The sequence below is a fragment of the Winogradskyella forsetii genome, from assembly GCF_013394595.1.
GTDB classification, from domain to species: domain Bacteria; phylum Bacteroidota; class Bacteroidia; order Flavobacteriales; family Flavobacteriaceae; genus Winogradskyella; species Winogradskyella forsetii.
The window spans coordinates 3,189,694-3,204,724 of record NZ_CP053348.1; the positions used below are offsets into that span (position 1 = coordinate 3,189,694).

At 33.7% G+C, this 15,031-nt stretch carries 14 protein-coding genes; 8 read left to right on the forward strand and 6 right to left on the reverse strand.

Annotation, left to right across the window (positions count from 1 at the left end):
• Positions 1-110: 110 nt before the first annotated feature.
• The 3 genes from HM987_RS13900 to HM987_RS13910 form a co-directional block, all read right to left on the reverse strand.
• Positions 111-1,187: an ABC transporter permease gene (locus tag HM987_RS13900; RefSeq protein WP_179008651.1), complete on the reverse strand. Its 1,077-nt coding sequence runs from the start codon at positions 1,185-1,187 to the stop codon at positions 111-113.
• A gap of 326 nt (positions 1,188-1,513) precedes the next feature.
• A complete protein-coding gene (locus HM987_RS13905; protein ID WP_179008652.1) occupies positions 1,514-2,608 on the reverse strand; it encodes a BT_3928 family protein in 1,095 nt (364 codons plus the stop codon).
• A gap of 6 nt (positions 2,609-2,614) precedes the next feature.
• Positions 2,615-3,157, reverse strand: coding sequence for a DUF1599 domain-containing protein (locus HM987_RS13910; protein ID WP_179008653.1), 543 nt, complete (start codon positions 3,155-3,157; stop codon positions 2,615-2,617).
• Between the two features lie 246 nt (positions 3,158-3,403).
• On the opposite strand from HM987_RS13910, the gene folP reads away from it, so the two are divergent.
• The 5 genes from folP (at position 3,404) to HM987_RS13935 (ending at position 7,612) form a co-directional block, all read left to right on the forward strand.
• Complete coding sequence (gene folP, locus HM987_RS13915) at positions 3,404-4,228, forward strand: dihydropteroate synthase (protein WP_179008654.1); 825 nt, start codon at positions 3,404-3,406, stop codon at positions 4,226-4,228.
• 50 nt (positions 4,229-4,278) lie between these two features.
• Positions 4,279-4,959 carry a hypothetical protein gene (locus HM987_RS13920; RefSeq protein ID WP_179008655.1) on the forward strand — a complete coding sequence of 227 codons (681 nt, stop codon included), beginning with the start codon at positions 4,279-4,281 and terminating at the stop codon, positions 4,957-4,959.
• Positions 4,960-5,232: 273 nt separating this feature from the next.
• Entirely contained in the window at positions 5,233-6,015 is a 783-nt protein-coding gene (gene cdaA, locus HM987_RS13925) for a diadenylate cyclase CdaA (RefSeq protein ID WP_179008656.1), read from the forward strand.
• Positions 6,015-6,797 carry a DUF3667 domain-containing protein gene (locus HM987_RS13930; protein ID WP_179008657.1) on the forward strand — a complete coding sequence of 261 codons (783 nt, stop codon included), beginning with the start codon at positions 6,015-6,017 and terminating at the stop codon, positions 6,795-6,797. The genes cdaA and HM987_RS13930 overlap by 1 nt, the downstream gene beginning before the upstream one ends.
• Positions 6,797-7,612 (forward strand): DUF3667 domain-containing protein, encoded by an 816-nt coding sequence (locus HM987_RS13935; RefSeq protein ID WP_179008658.1) that lies wholly within the window; start codon positions 6,797-6,799, stop codon positions 7,610-7,612. Before HM987_RS13930 ends, HM987_RS13935 begins: the two co-directional genes overlap by 1 nt.
• Here HM987_RS13935 and HM987_RS13940 read toward each other — a convergent pair.
• The gene (locus HM987_RS13940) at positions 7,609-9,375 is read right to left on the reverse strand and encodes an ABC transporter ATP-binding protein (protein ID WP_179008659.1); all 1,767 of its coding nucleotides are present in this window, start codon (positions 9,373-9,375) and stop codon (positions 7,609-7,611) included. The two genes, HM987_RS13935 and HM987_RS13940, sit on opposite strands and share 4 nt — an antisense overlap.
• Before the next feature lie 74 nt (positions 9,376-9,449).
• The gene (gene truA / locus HM987_RS13945) at positions 9,450-10,193 is read right to left on the reverse strand and encodes a tRNA pseudouridine(38-40) synthase TruA (RefSeq protein ID WP_179008660.1); all 744 of its coding nucleotides are present in this window, start codon (positions 10,191-10,193) and stop codon (positions 9,450-9,452) included.
• A 194-nt stretch (positions 10,194-10,387) separates the two neighbouring features.
• On the opposite strand from truA, the gene HM987_RS13950 reads away from it, so the two are divergent.
• Entirely contained in the window at positions 10,388-10,876 is a 489-nt protein-coding gene (locus HM987_RS13950) for a metallophosphoesterase family protein (protein ID WP_179008661.1), read from the forward strand.
• A gap of 52 nt (positions 10,877-10,928) precedes the next feature.
• On the opposite strand, the gene HM987_RS13955 is transcribed toward HM987_RS13950, so the two are convergent.
• Positions 10,929-11,339 carry a DUF4293 domain-containing protein gene (locus tag HM987_RS13955; protein ID WP_179008662.1) on the reverse strand — a complete coding sequence of 137 codons (411 nt, stop codon included), beginning with the start codon at positions 11,337-11,339 and terminating at the stop codon, positions 10,929-10,931.
• Positions 11,340-11,556: 217 nt separating this feature from the next.
• Between HM987_RS13955 and rho the strand changes: the two genes are divergently transcribed.
• Both rho and HM987_RS13965 read left to right on the forward strand, forming a co-directional pair.
• On the forward strand, positions 11,557-13,269 hold the full coding sequence (gene rho / locus HM987_RS13960; protein ID WP_179008663.1) for a transcription termination factor Rho: 1,713 nt from the start codon (positions 11,557-11,559) through the stop codon (positions 13,267-13,269).
• Positions 13,270-13,724: 455 nt separating this feature from the next.
• On the forward strand, positions 13,725-14,975 hold the full coding sequence (locus tag HM987_RS13965; RefSeq protein ID WP_179008664.1) for a T9SS type A sorting domain-containing protein: 1,251 nt from the start codon (positions 13,725-13,727) through the stop codon (positions 14,973-14,975).
• Positions 14,976-15,031: the final 56 nt, after the last annotated feature.

Genomic DNA, 15,031 nt, shown 5'->3' on the forward strand with positions numbered 1-15,031 from the left:
CTTTCGGAATATTCTTCTCCTGTTTTATGAACAAAGTATATTTGTTAATTTCAGTGATCTTAATTAATTATTACACTTTTACTAAGAGATTCCTGCCTTCGCAGGAATTTTTATGACAACTTCACTCTCGGATCCAGCCAAGCATAAATGACATCCACAAAGATGTTTATAGTGATAAAAACAATCGCTATAACCAAAACGGCTCCCATTATTACTGGTAAGTCTAATGTGTTTAAGGCATTAACAATTTCTTTGCCCAAACCATTCCAACCAAAAATATATTCCACAAAAACGGCGCCTGCCAACATAGAGGCAAACCAACCGGAAATTGCCGTCACCACAGGATTTAAAGCATTTTTTACCGCATGATTTTTTATGACCTGATAGTCACTCAACCCTTTTGCCCTTGCGGTTCTAATATAATCTTGGTTCATGACTTCCAACAAAGAGTTTCGCATCAGTTGAATTACAACTGCCAAAGGACGAATCCCTAAAACAATTGCTGGAAGAATTAAGTTTTTCCATTGAATAGTCATTTTTTCACCAAAGTCATCAAGTTCGTACAAGCTGCCTGTCATTTCCAGATTGGTATATTTGTGTAGTACAAAACCAAAGAGCCAAGCGAATAAAATCGCGCTAAAAAAAGATGGTACACTCATGCCAAATGTGCTCAGCACTTGAATGGATTTATCAATCCAAGTGTCTTTGTACAATGCTGAAATGATTCCGAAAATAATACCCAGTACTATAGCGATAAAAATGGCCGAAACTGCTAAAACAAATGTGTTAGGAATCGTTTCTGCTATAACCTCTGTGACTTTCTTTCCTTGCTTCGTGAAGGATTCACGCAAATAAGGCAATTTTAAAACTGTAGTTGTGTTTCCTTTTGTAAAAAGTTCCGATGCTGCATATTTATTCGGACTTAAATACGTATAATCTTTTGGTGTATTGGAATGAAATGAAATTGGCGATAAATCATTTAAATAATATAAAAATTGGGTGCCTATGGGTTTATCGAATCCGTATTTCTGTTTTACGGCTTGTACTTGTTCGGCCGTTTGATTTTGACCCAACATCATTTTTGCAGGATCACCAGGCAGAATGGTAAATAAAAAGAAAATAACGGTAATGACACCGACTAGAGTGATAAAGGCGTATCCCAGTTTATTTAAAAGGTATCTTATCAATTAAATGTTGGTTTTATTAAATTCCAAAAAAACTCCAAATTCTCATCTTCGTGTTCAGCTCCAATTTCAATTTCAAAACGTTGTTACACAAAGTGCCACAAAGATGTGTCCTAAGAAGGAATTTCAAGATAAAAAAATGTTAAAGCAAAGTAGCACAATTTGTCCCATTTTTATTGGAAAAGAAAACACAAAGCCTCACAAAAGGATGCTCTTAACTAAAATTCCAAATTTTCGTTTTCATCTTCATCATCATTATCAACATATTGTCAGAGTTCAATTTTAATCCTACTTTTTCTTTATACCAAAACTGAGACTGAGACTATAAACTAAAGATCAATATCTTCAATATCATTCCAATGCGCCTTTTGTGTTATAGTCCCTTTCTCCAAAACCACAATGCCAGGATTAGAACGGACAATAGTTTTTAGGACTTTTTCATCACACAGATAAAAATCGAAATTCAGATCGTAGGTGGCCTTTAATTGCGATTTATCACTAGGTCCTGAGGATGTTAAGCCAATCACCGTGTAGCCTTTCTTTAAGGCTTGGTCAGTAAACGATTTCAGCTTTGCTACACCTTCGGCTTCGGCTTTGGGAATGCTATACATGGTAATCATCACTAAATTATCTTTTTCCAAGAAATAATCAGTCAATTCTTCATCGTCAGATTCTATAGTGAAATCTTGGATTGGTGGGATATAACCTTCATCTATAAGTTTTGTTTCCACACCAACATACTCTCCCTCTACTTTTGGGTAACTTCCGTTGGTTACAAATTCTTGTTCTTCGCCATTGACCATAAACGTCCACGTATATTCTGAAACTGGCTTTGGCGCATCCTCTGGAATTACCATACCTTCCTGAATATTGGCTCCAATCTTATAGGCCCTAAAATCTATAGCAGGCAAATGCATTAGCACATGATAGCCAAACCATAACGACAAAATAAAACTCAATAATGCGATTGCAGTTGTTGGTAATTTTGAAAAAAGAGGTTTGATATGTTTCATTCCGAAGAACAAAATCAAAATAAGCACCAATAAAATGACATCTTTTGTGAAGCTTTCCCATGGTGTTAATTTTAAAGCATCGCCAAAGCAGCCACAATCTTTTACTTTATCGAAATAAGCTGAATAGAAGGTTAGAAACGTGAAGAATACAATCATTAACAACAAGCTCCAAACCGTAAATTTAGGTTTGTAACCAATCAATAAAAACACACCTAACACCACTTCAAACACCACAACGATTACTGAAATACCTAAGGCGTATGGGATCAAAAATTCGAGATTCAATACATCGGCACCAAAGTATTCTTGAAGTTTGTATGAAAAGCCTAGTGGATCATTCAGTTTTATAAATCCTGAAATGATAAAAAGAATTCCTGTAAAGATTCTACTTAATTGTACTATGTATTTCATAAAATTTTATTTGCTTTCTCCCAAGTGAATCATAGCAAAAACCGAATAATTAATCATATCCTGATAATTGGCGTCAATACCTTCGCTTACTATGGTTTTTCCTGCGTTGTCCTCAATTTGCTTTACTCTTAATAATTTTTGCAAAATCAAATCAGTCAAAGAACTGACACGCATATCTCGCCAAGCTTCACCATAATCGTGATTCTTATCCAACATTAATTGTTTTGTGATTGCTATTTTTTCGTCATATAATTCAGTAGCCTCTTCCGTGTTTAAATCGGGTTGCTCCACCACACCTTTTTCTAACTGGATCAGCGCCATTATACAATAATTGATGATTCCGATGAACTCGCTGACTTCCCCTTCATCTACTTTCCGAACCGCATTTTGTTGTAATCCTCGTATGCGCTGCGCCTTTATAAAGATCTGATCGGTTAACGATGGTAATCTCAAAATTCGCCATGCACTGCCATAATCACTCATTTTATTGACAAAAAGGGCTCTGCATTTGGCGATAACCGCATCGTATTGTTTTGAAGTGTCTTGCATGGATCAAAAATTAGCTTCTTGTAAGTCAGTTAAAAGTTTTGGTTTAAAAAGAACTTTTACATACCTAAAGCCCTTTATACTAAAATCTCGATTATCGAGTAAATTTTGCGTAAATTTCGCTTATTTAGTTCAAAGTTCAAAGTTCAGCGTTCAATGATTTGAAATCAGCTTTAAAGTTTGGGAATATGTTAATAACTTTGAACTTTAATTCTATCTAAAAGCTTACCGTTTTCGCGGCAAATAAATATGACCATAAACTGCAAAGGCAAATTAATCGATCTATCCACACCAAAAGTGATGGGAATTCTTAATGTGACTCCAGATTCATTTTTTGATGGTGGAAAGTACAAGGATGAGTCTGAGATTTTGCATCAGGTTGAATCGATGCTGAATGATGGTGCCACGTTTATTGATATTGGTGGTTACAGTTCCAGACCAAATGCTGATGATGTTAGTGAAGCCGAAGAACTGAACCGTGTTTTACCTGTTGTAGAATTAATTTTGACGCATTTTCCTAAGACTTTAATTTCTATTGATACATTTAGAAGCGAAGTCGCTAAGCGAAGTATTGAAGTTGGTGCAGCCTTAATCAATGATATTTCTGCCGGAAAATTGGACGACAACATGCTTTCTACTATTGGAAAATTAGGTGTGCCTTACATTATGATGCACATGAAAGGCAATCCAAAAACAATGCAACAACAAACGCACTACCAGGATTTAGTTAAAGAGATTATCGCTTATTTTGCGGAACGTATTGCAGTTGCACACCAAAAAAAAATCAACGATATCATTATCGATCCTGGTTTCGGATTTGCTAAAACCACAGCTCAGAATTTTGAATTGCTGAATACATTAGAATTACTGCAACTTACGGACAAACCCATTTTAGCTGGTGTGTCTAGAAAATCGATGATTTATAAAACTTTAAATTCCAATTCCGAAAATGCCCTCAACGGAACAACTGCCTTACACATGGTCGCCTTAGAAAAAGGCGCAAAAATCTTACGCGCTCACGATGTGAAGGAAGCAATGGAATGTGTCACACTTTATAATCGATTAAAGACTTAGCAGGTTTCCAAAACCTAGCAGGTCTTATATATGAAACTTTTAAACATATTATGCGATACATTTTTATCCTCCTTATTTTAGGTTGCTTAAGCTGCAACAACGAACGTGTTTTACAATTACCGGAAATTGAAAATGCAGAAGTCACAGAAGTTTTAGACGTGTCTCCTGCTTATATCTTTTACGATGAAACGCAACCTGATTCCACCTTATTAAATCGAAAAAACCTCATCACCACCACCAATTGGTTGGTTAATGTCGATAAACGCTTAACGTTGAGACAAGCCATTCCGCATATTCAATTTTTACAGGATAAGAAGCGAAATGCAGAAATGCACAAGAATGAAGATGCGAAGAATTATTTTACTTGTAATGATGTTAGCATTGGGAATTTGGGGTTTTTGGAGTTTACGGATGTGAATTATATTACTGATATTAATTCTTACTTTGAAGAGGATCCTAATGATTCAAAAACAGTAAATATTCATTTCTTCTCAAATGGTTTTTTTAATGTTTCAGAAGTATTTAGCAACTTCGAAACTAAAGTCGAAACATTAGCAATAGATACCAATTTTAATTATGATTATTTTGAATCATATAGAAATGAAAAGAACAAAATCTATTTGTCTTTTGATAATAGATTAACCTTTCAAAATTATATTGACTTGAAATACAAACTGATCAACTTCACGAATGAAATGACAGAAATAAGCAATGATGAATTCATTTATTAAATAAGAAAGTTAAATAACTAAACAATTTGAAAAACACCCCTAAAGTCCCCTCAAGAGGACAATCGTTCTAATAAACTTTATAGGATTATGATAAAAATTTAATTTCAGGGTGAACAATATAGTTTCGGTTTATACAATTCTTTTTCTGGAAATTGAACACTTTGGGGACTTTAGCGGTGTGAATTTTTAATAATCAATAGAACTGTGACAACAATTATACTTTTTTCTTCCCTACTAAACATAAATTCTTAAATTAGCAAAAAGACCGACCATTTGGAAAACTTACAACTTTGGGATTTTAGATTTATAGACTTTGTGGACGTCTTCCTTGTGGCCATTCTACTCTATTATATCTACAAACTTGTAAAAGGAACGGTTGCCATCAATATTTTTATTGGAATCCTTATCATCTATTTTGCATGGCGCTTAACGGATTACCTCAACATGCAGATGCTTTACAGCATTTTTGATGGATTTATGAAAGTCGGAATTATTGCTTTGATAGTCGTCTTTCAACCTGAAATCAGAAAGTTTCTTTTAATGGTAGGTTCAACCAATATCGGTGGAAAACGTAATCTTTTCAAAAACTTTAAGTTCCTGAAAAATGACGACCAAACCTCAACTGATGTGGACGCCATTATCAATGCATGCAATAAAATGGGATCATCAAACACTGGCGCTTTAATCGTCATTGAGCGTAACAACAATTTAGATTTTTTAACGAGTACAGGAGATGAAATGAATATTTTGGTTTCTCAACCTATTATAGAAAGCATCTTTTTTAAAAATAGTCCTTTGCATGATGGCGCCGCAATCATAGACAAGAATATTGTAAAAGCAACACGAGTCATTCTTCCTGTAAATAATGAAAAAAATATCCCAGAACGTTTTGGTTTACGACACAGAGCCGCTATTGGCATAACCGAAAAAACAGATGCTTTGGCACTTTGTGTGAGTGAAGAAACAGGACAGATTTCTTACATAAAAAATGGCGAGTTCGAAATGTTCAATGACACCGGTGAACTCATTCAAAAAATCAAGGAAGATCTAGGCTAGTGCATTGTAAAAACTGTAATAATTCACTTAGAGATTCACAAAAATTTTGTGATGAATGTGGTGCGAAAGTGATTCAAAATCGACTAAAGCCAAGAGTCTTGGCACAGCAAGTGAATGAACAGTTTATATCTATAGACAATAAATTCTTGCGTACATTTATCGATCTCTTTAAAAAACCTGAAGCCGTCATAATAGGCTATATTGATGGTACCCGTAAAAAGTATATTGATGTTTTGCAATATTTTGCTATATCACTGACTTTAGCTGGTATTCAAGTATTTTTAATGACTACTTTTTTCAAAGAAGCACTGGATTTTAGTTCAGGTTTTGCTGAAGGGTTTAATACCACTGCACCAAAAACCGATAATCCGTTTACCAATCTCAACTTAGGTGACTTAACCAAGTATCAAAGTTTAATATACATTTTTACTGTTCCATTTTCTGCTTTTGGAACTTGGCTTACCTATTATTTATTGGGCGAAAGAACTTATAATTTTACAGAGCATTTAGTAATCAACTTATACTATTATGCTCAATATATTATTATTACAGCTGTTTTAAGTATTCTCTTTTTGCTATTTAGGTTAGATTATCTTATAGTTTCAACCTTAGTTACCATTCCTACAATTGTGTATTTATTTTATGTTCTTAAACGCATTTTTAAAAATACCTTTTGGGAAACATTTGCACGTTTTTTAATTGTGATGGTGATCTATGTCTTTTCAATGTTTATAATTATGATATTCGCTATAATAATAGTTCTCATTTCCAAACAGTTATAATGAATTGTAAAAACTGCTATACCGAATTAGAAGAACATGACGACTATTGCAGAAGTTGTGGAGGAAGAGTGGTTAGAAATCGCTTGACATTCAAGAATCTTTTTGAGCATGTGAGTGAAACATTTTTTAACTACGACAATACCTTATTAAAAACGTTCCTTACACTTTTCAGAAAACCTGAAGCCGTTATTGACGGCTATATCGAAGGCACGCGAAAAAAGTACGTCAATGTGATTAGCTATTTTGCTTTGGCAATAACGATCTCTGGTCTTTATATGTTTATAATAAACAAATATTTCCCAGAGGTAATGGACTTTTCATTTATGTCTGCTCCCGGTCAAGAAGAATTTCAGAAAAAAAATATGGCTTTTGTGCAAGAGTATCAATCTATAATAATGATGCTTTATGTGCCAATTTATGCCCTAATGGCAAGACTTGTGTTTTTCAACATAAAAAAATACAACTACACAGAGTTATTAGTTGTCTTTTTATATATCCAAGCCCAAATATCAATTGCCAGTGCTATAGTAGTTGTGGCTCTAGCTTTTATAGGTTTGAACACTAGTATTTTAGGTGTCGCTACACTCCCATTAATGGTTATTTATTCTGCATACTGCCTTAAACGCCTTTATAAACTGAACACTTTAGACATAATTGTTAGAACTTTATTATTCCTTGTTGTTTTAGGAATTACATTATTTATCATCACCATAATTATGCTAGGTGTAATGTTCTTTACAGGAGAGTTACAAGAAATGTTTGAGGCTGGTAAAAAAGCGGCAGAAGAAGCAGCCAAAACTAAATCGGCAAACTAAACTGCTTCAGCCTTCAAAAACTGAACTTCGTAAAGGTTTTTATAGTAACCGTTTTCTTGTTTGAGCAATGATTTGTGCGTACCAATTTCTACTATTTTGCCAGCATCCATAACAATAATTTTATCAGCTTGTTGAATGGTTGCCAATCTGTGCGCAATAACAATAGAAGTTCGTCCTTCCGTTATTTTATCGGTAGCATCTTGTATTAATTGTTCCGAATACGAATCTACTGAAGACGTCGCTTCATCTAAAATTAAAATACTTGGATTAGTCACATAAGCTCTTAAAAAGGAAATCAATTGGCGTTGACCAGAAGACAACATTACACCGCGTTCTTTCACATTATAATGATAACCATTTGGAAGACTTGAAATAAACTCATGTATTCCAATCGCTTTGGCTGCATTTACCACATCGTCTTCCGTAATATCGTCGTTATTTAATGTAATATTATTCAGAATTGTATCTGCAAATAAAAACACATCTTGAAGTACAACTGCAATCTGGTTTCTTAGTGAACTCAATGTCATTTCTTTAATGTCTGTATCATCAACTTTGATAATTCCTGAATTGATTTCGTAAAAACGATTCAATAAATTAATGATGGTCGATTTTCCTGCTCCTGTCGCTCCAACAATAGCAACTGTTTCGCCCGCTTGAACCTGTAAGGAAACACCTTTTAGGACTTCTTCATCTTTAACATAAGAGAACCGTACATTTTTAAAAGAAATATTACCTTTAAAATGTTGAGCTTCAATGGTACCAGAATCGTCAATATTAGATGTGGTATCCAAAACTTTAAAAACACGGTCTGCGGCTACCATTCCCATTTGTAGCGTGTTGAATTTATTGGCAATTTGATTGAGCGGTCTAAACAACATTGGAATAAACATGGTGAACGCAATTAAATCTCCCAAGGTTGCTGTTTGACCAACAACTGTATTTATTCCACCATACCAGATCACAGCGCCCATGGTCAATGACGAAATGAAATCGGCAATAGGAAAGAAAATAGAGTTATACCAAACCGTTTTAAGCCAACCTTTTTTATGGCGTTCGTTTATGGCTTTGAACTTTTTGTATTCAGTAGCTTCCCTTGTGAATAATTGTAGAATTTTCATTCCTGTCACACGCTCTTGCACAAAGGAATTTAAGTTAGACACCTCAGTTCTTACATCTTCAAACGCACGTTTCATATACTTCTGAAAAACCTTTGTTGCAAATAAAATAATGGGCAAAGTCACAATAACGATGAGACTCAGTTTCCAATTCATGTAAAACATAAAACCAGCAACTACCAACATTTTAAGAACATCGCTAAAAATCATAAAGAGGCCTTGACCAAAAATATCCGCAATACGCTCCATATCTGTGACCGCTCTTGTAATCAATACACCAACCGAAGATTTATCAAAATAAGTCATTTTGAATTTCAGCATGTGTTTAAATAATTTCACGCGAATATCCTTGACGACGGATTGTCCTAACCAACTGGCATAATATATGAACAGTAATTGTGAAATTACCTCAAGAATCAACAAGCCAAGCATGATAACCATATAAATCACAAAGCCATTGTATTCTTTATTGGCGATTTTGACATCAATCGCTTCTTTCAAAACGTAAGGCCTTAAGGCTCCGAATAATGCCAGTCCAATAACGCAAACCAACGAAATCACAAATACCGTGCGATACGGTTTTATGTACTGCAACAATCGTGTGAACAACGATACATCAAATATTTTCTTTTCTTTTTCTGTCATCTTGTGCCACGACTTGTTCGTGGTATCTATTTTCCTGTTAATCGGAAATTTGTTATATGCGATGAATCGCGTATTTAAGGTTTTATACGTTCTGGATAAACTATTTCTACCAAATACAAGCCATGTGCAGGCACTGAAAATCCGGCTTCGCTTCTATTTTTTGAAGCTATAATTTGATGCAAATCATTTGCTTTCAATTTTCCTAACCCTATGTTTACCATGGTACCGACAATGGCTCTCACCATATTTCTCAAAAAACGATCGGCTTTAATTGTAAAAACAAGTTGCTCTTCTTTCTTTGTCCAAAACGCTTCCTTTATGTCACAATTATACGTTTTTACATCGGTATTACTTTTAGAAAAGCATTGAAAATCTTTATACTCAAATAAGATTTTACAGGCTTTGTTCATGGCTTCAACATCTAAAGGCAATTGCACTTGATAGGCAAAATCGTAATCAAAAACATTTTTTGAGGTCGATATCTTATAATGATAGGTTCGGCTCAGCGCATCAAACCTTGCGTGCGCCTCAGGTTTTACCTCAAAAATAGAAGTTATGGCAATATCTTTTGGCAAAAAAGAATTCAGCTTATAAATCAAATCTGTTGATTCGATTTTATTTTCAAAATCAAAATGTGCAAACATCTGCGATGCATGGACACCTGAATCTGTTCTGCCAGCTCCCATAATTGAGATTTCAGTTTTCAAAATAGTAGAAAGTGCTTTTTCTAATACTTCTTGCACAGAAATAGCATTAGGCTGATTTTGCCAACCATGATAGGCTTTACCATTATATGAAAGTTCGATGAAAAATCGCAATAGAAATCTTACTTTTGTTGAAGTGCAAAGATACTTTATTCCTGCCAACGCAGGAATCTCATTAACGGAATATTTAGAGTTAAGAATATAAATTATTTTTGTTTAAAAATTAAGACATTAATAAGATTCCTGATTTCTCGGGAACGAAAAATTAAACTTACAAAAGTCCTTTCCCAGGAAGGATTTAGGATAGGATGAAAAAAATACTACTATTATCAGATACCCATAGTTATATTGACGATGCTATTCTAAAACATGTAAAACAAGCCGATGAAGTTTGGCATGCTGGCGATGTTGGCGATTTAAAAGTTACAGATCAAATAAAGAAATTAAAACCATTAAGAGCTGTTTATGGGAATATAGATGATGCGAAAGCACGAACTGAGTTTCCGCTCCACAATAGGTTTATGTGCGAAGATATTGATGTATGGATCACACACATTGGCGGTTATCCACCAAAGTATAACACTCGTGTTAGTGAAGAACTGAACTTAAACCCTCCTGATATTTTTATAACAGGACATTCGCACATCTTAAAAGTGATGCCCGACAAAAAATTAGATTTGTTGCACATGAATCCTGGAGCGGCTGGCAAACATGGATTTCATAAAGTAAGAACCATGCTTCGATTCAAAATTGATGGAAAAAAAATTAAGGATTTGGAGGTTATTGAGTTTCAATAAAAAAACCCAAACGGCAGCGTTTGGGTTTTTCACACTAATTAAGATTCTAGTTTTATCGCAATCGATCTACAGATTTTACGAGATCTTCATCCTTTTTTATAGCCTTGTTAGCCAAGACTAAACACACAATAGAAAAAATAGGAAGAAGAATCCCAATACCTTTCTCAGAAACGTTAATTTCTCCAGATAAGTTTAGAGATTGATACACAAAAATTCCTAGTAAAATAAAGTTTAATATTATATTAAGTCGTCCCAAAACGAATTGGGATTTCCTGTCTTTAAATCTAAAAATTGAAATCAAAGATAATAAAGCTGAGCCTAAAAATAAACCTAAATACAAATAATTATCTAGTGCATATACTTTTGCTCCTTCATTGTCAGTCCACAAATGAAACACAAATATTAAGCCCGCAGAAATACCAGCAGCTAGAAATAAATATAGGGTTTGAATGCGTTGAATCATATCTTTTACTAAAAAAGTTCTGCAAAATTAGCAGTTTATTTTTTAAAAAGATAGAAATTGTTTTAAAATAAAATCGTATTATTGCAATATAAAGAAGTAACATACTGAATTGCATCCTTCTAATCTTCCAAATTAATCTCACTTTTTTTCTTTTTATTTCATTTAGAAAATATTGAATTAATAATATCAAAATTATAATACATTATACTACATAAGAATGTTTGAAATTTCTCAGTTAAAAGCTAAAAAACTTCCTGAATTGCAGGAGATAGCAAAACAACTAAAGGTACCTAAATACCGTACTCAAAAAAAATTAGACTTGGTCTATAAAATTTTAGATTACCAAGCGGCCAATCCTGATGCTGTAAAAACTAAGGTGGCAACCGAAACCAAACCAGAGCCAAAACAATCTCAAAGCAAACCGCCTCAAAAGCGCTCTAGAGTTCAGAAAAAGCCTCAAAACGACAAAGATCAAAAAACCATGGAGTTTTCTGACAATGACAAAAAAGTGGACACAAAGCCTAAACAGCAAAAGCCTAGAAACGATAAATCAAACAACGATAAGTCTAATGATAAGTCTGCTAGAGACAATAGGTCTAATGACAAATCGAACAACGATAAATCCAATAAAGAAAAATCGCATCATAATAAAAGTCAGGACAATAAATCCAATGACAAAAAGGATGACAAAAGACGTTCTAACGATAACAGACAGAACCGTTCTAAAGACAACAATAACAACCGTAACAACAATAACCAAAAGACTAATGGTAACAAGGACAGCAGAAATCGCTATCGTGAACCTGACTATGAGTTTGATGCCATTATTGAAAGTGAAGGTGTTTTAGACATTATGCAAGATGGTTATGGGTTTTTAAGATCTTCGGACTACAATTACCTATCATCTCCAGATGATATTTATGTCTCTCAATCCCAAATTAGATTATTTGGATTAAAAACAGGTGATACGGTTCTTGGTCATGTGCGACCTCCAAAAGAAGGTGAGAAATATTTCCCTTTAATTAAAGTGAGTAAAATTAATGGTCAAAACCCAAATGTGGTTAGGGATAGAGTGGCTTTTGAGCACTTAACACCGTTATTTCCACAAGAGAAATTCAACATTGCCGAAAAGCAATCGACCATTTCTACACGAATCATGGATTTGTTCTCGCCTATTGGTAAAGGACAGCGTGGTATGATTGTATCCCAACCGAAAACAGGAAAAACAATGTTACTAAAGGATGTAGCTAATGCTATTGCTGCCAACCATCCTGAAGTTTATCAAATGATTTTATTAATTGATGAACGTCCTGAAGAAGTAACAGATATGCAACGTAATGTGCGTGGCGAAGTGATTGCTTCTACTTTTGACAAAGAGGCACACGAGCATGTAAGAATCGCGAATATCGTTTTAGAAAAAGCAAAACGATTGGTAGAATGTGGACACGATGTTGTGATTTTATTAGACTCCATTACACGTTTGGCAAGAGCTTATAATACCGTTCAACCAGCGTCTGGAAAGATTCTTTCTGGTGGTGTTGACGCTAATGCTTTGCACAAACCTAAACGTTTCTTTGGTGCTGCTCGTAATATTGAAAATGGTGGTTCATTAACCATAATTGCTACAGCATTGACCGAAACTGGTTCTAAAATGGACGAAGTTATTTTTGAAGAATTTAAAGGTACAGGTAATATGGAACTGCAGTTAGATCGTAAGATCTCTAACCGTAGAATTTTCCCAGCTATTGATTTAACTTCATCAAGCACAAGACGTGATGATATTTTATTGGATGACACAACGATTCAAAGAATGTGGGTAATGCGTAAGTACTTAGCTGACATGAATCCGGTGGAAGCTATGGAATTTATCAATGATCGTTTTAAGCAAACGAAAAATAATGAAGAGTTTTTGATTTCTATGAATGGCTAAACCGCCTTCGAAACATATACTACTGAAAAACCTTGAACTGATTGTTCAAGGTTTTTTTTGTTTATTACTTATATGATAAAACTAAAAAAGGCTTTCATTGAATGAAAGACTTTTTCTTTATAGTACCTACAGAAAAAATATCGAAATTTCGCATGCAAGAACTTAATCAATTCGAACGTTTCAAATACCATCCGATCTCAAACAATATTGGCTTCCCAATACTAAAACTTAGTATATATGTTATTATAAATTTGATGCACAGAGTCCCTAAATACCAAAAAGTAAACCAAGATGTTATCTCAAGTTATGAAATAAAAAATAAATAAAACATGTATTTGATTGGTTCTATTAAAAACAAATTAGAATAATATAATCATCTATTTTTCATGTACATTAAAATAGCTTCTTACAATTATTTAAAACTAAATATGTAACTTCATACTCAATACCAAAATATGAAAACAAAACTACTTTATTTTACTTTCATCATCATCACTCAGTTAGCATTTGCCCAAACCACCTATGTGCCAGATGATAATTTTGAACAAAGATTAATAGATATAGGCTATGATGATGTTTTAGATGATTATGTGCTAACCGCTAATATCAATACGGTAACGGAGCTCATAATGACCAATAATAACGTCTCAGATTTAACAGGTATTGGTGGCTTTACATCTTTAACAGGGCTTCATGTGAGTTCTAACCAACTCTATACTTTAGATTTATCTCAAAATATAAACTTAATAGGTCTTATTTGCTCCGATAATGCTCTTAATGGTACTTTAGATTTATCTCAAAACACGGCATTGCTCTCAGTAATATGTAAAAACAATTTAATTGACAATATTATATTGCCCCAAACAACAACCTTAGAGTATTTAGATTTTAGCTATAACGAGCTTACGTCTATAGACGTGTCTCAAAACCCAAACTTAGGTCTCTTTAGAGGAAATGACAACCAATTGGACGGCACATTAGACCTATCCCAAAACACATCACTTTATAGAATAGACTGTGATTATAATAGTATTGACCAATTAATACTGCCACAAACAAATACGTTAATCGAATTAGATTGTCGTAACAACCAATTAACGGCACTTGATGTAGACTATAATCCGTCCTTAACAATACTTCTTATGACCGGTAATGAAATCGCAGCTATTAATGTAGCTTTAAATACAGATTTAGAAAGATTATTTGCTGGCTTTAATATGTTAACCAGTTTAGACCTCACTAATAATGTCGCTTTAACCTCTTTAACGGCTAATAGTAATAACATAGACTATTTATCCATTAAAAATGGAAATAACGCTAATTTCACAATTGACCCTGTATTGTCTAATAACCCATCGCTAACTTGTATAGAAGTAGATGACGCTGGTTTCTCTACCAATAATTGGACAACTTATGTTGACCCTCAACATTATTTTAGCGAAGATTGTTCTTTAAGCATAAATGAGTCTAATTTGGCATCTGTGAGTATATTCCCTAATCCTGTAACTGATAAGTTAGTTTTACGTTTTAAAACTGCAGAATACACAAGCTACCAATTAATAAATAGTAAAGGACAAATACAATCAAAAGGTAAATTTACAGCACAAAATGAAAGTATAGACTTTTCTGGAATTTCTGAGGGTGTTTATTTTTTAAAATTACAAACCTTGAATCGTTCTATAATAAAGAAAGTTGTAAAACAGTAAGATTATTTTTTAAAATTTAGCCATAACCCTAAAATTTATTACAACTAAATATGTAT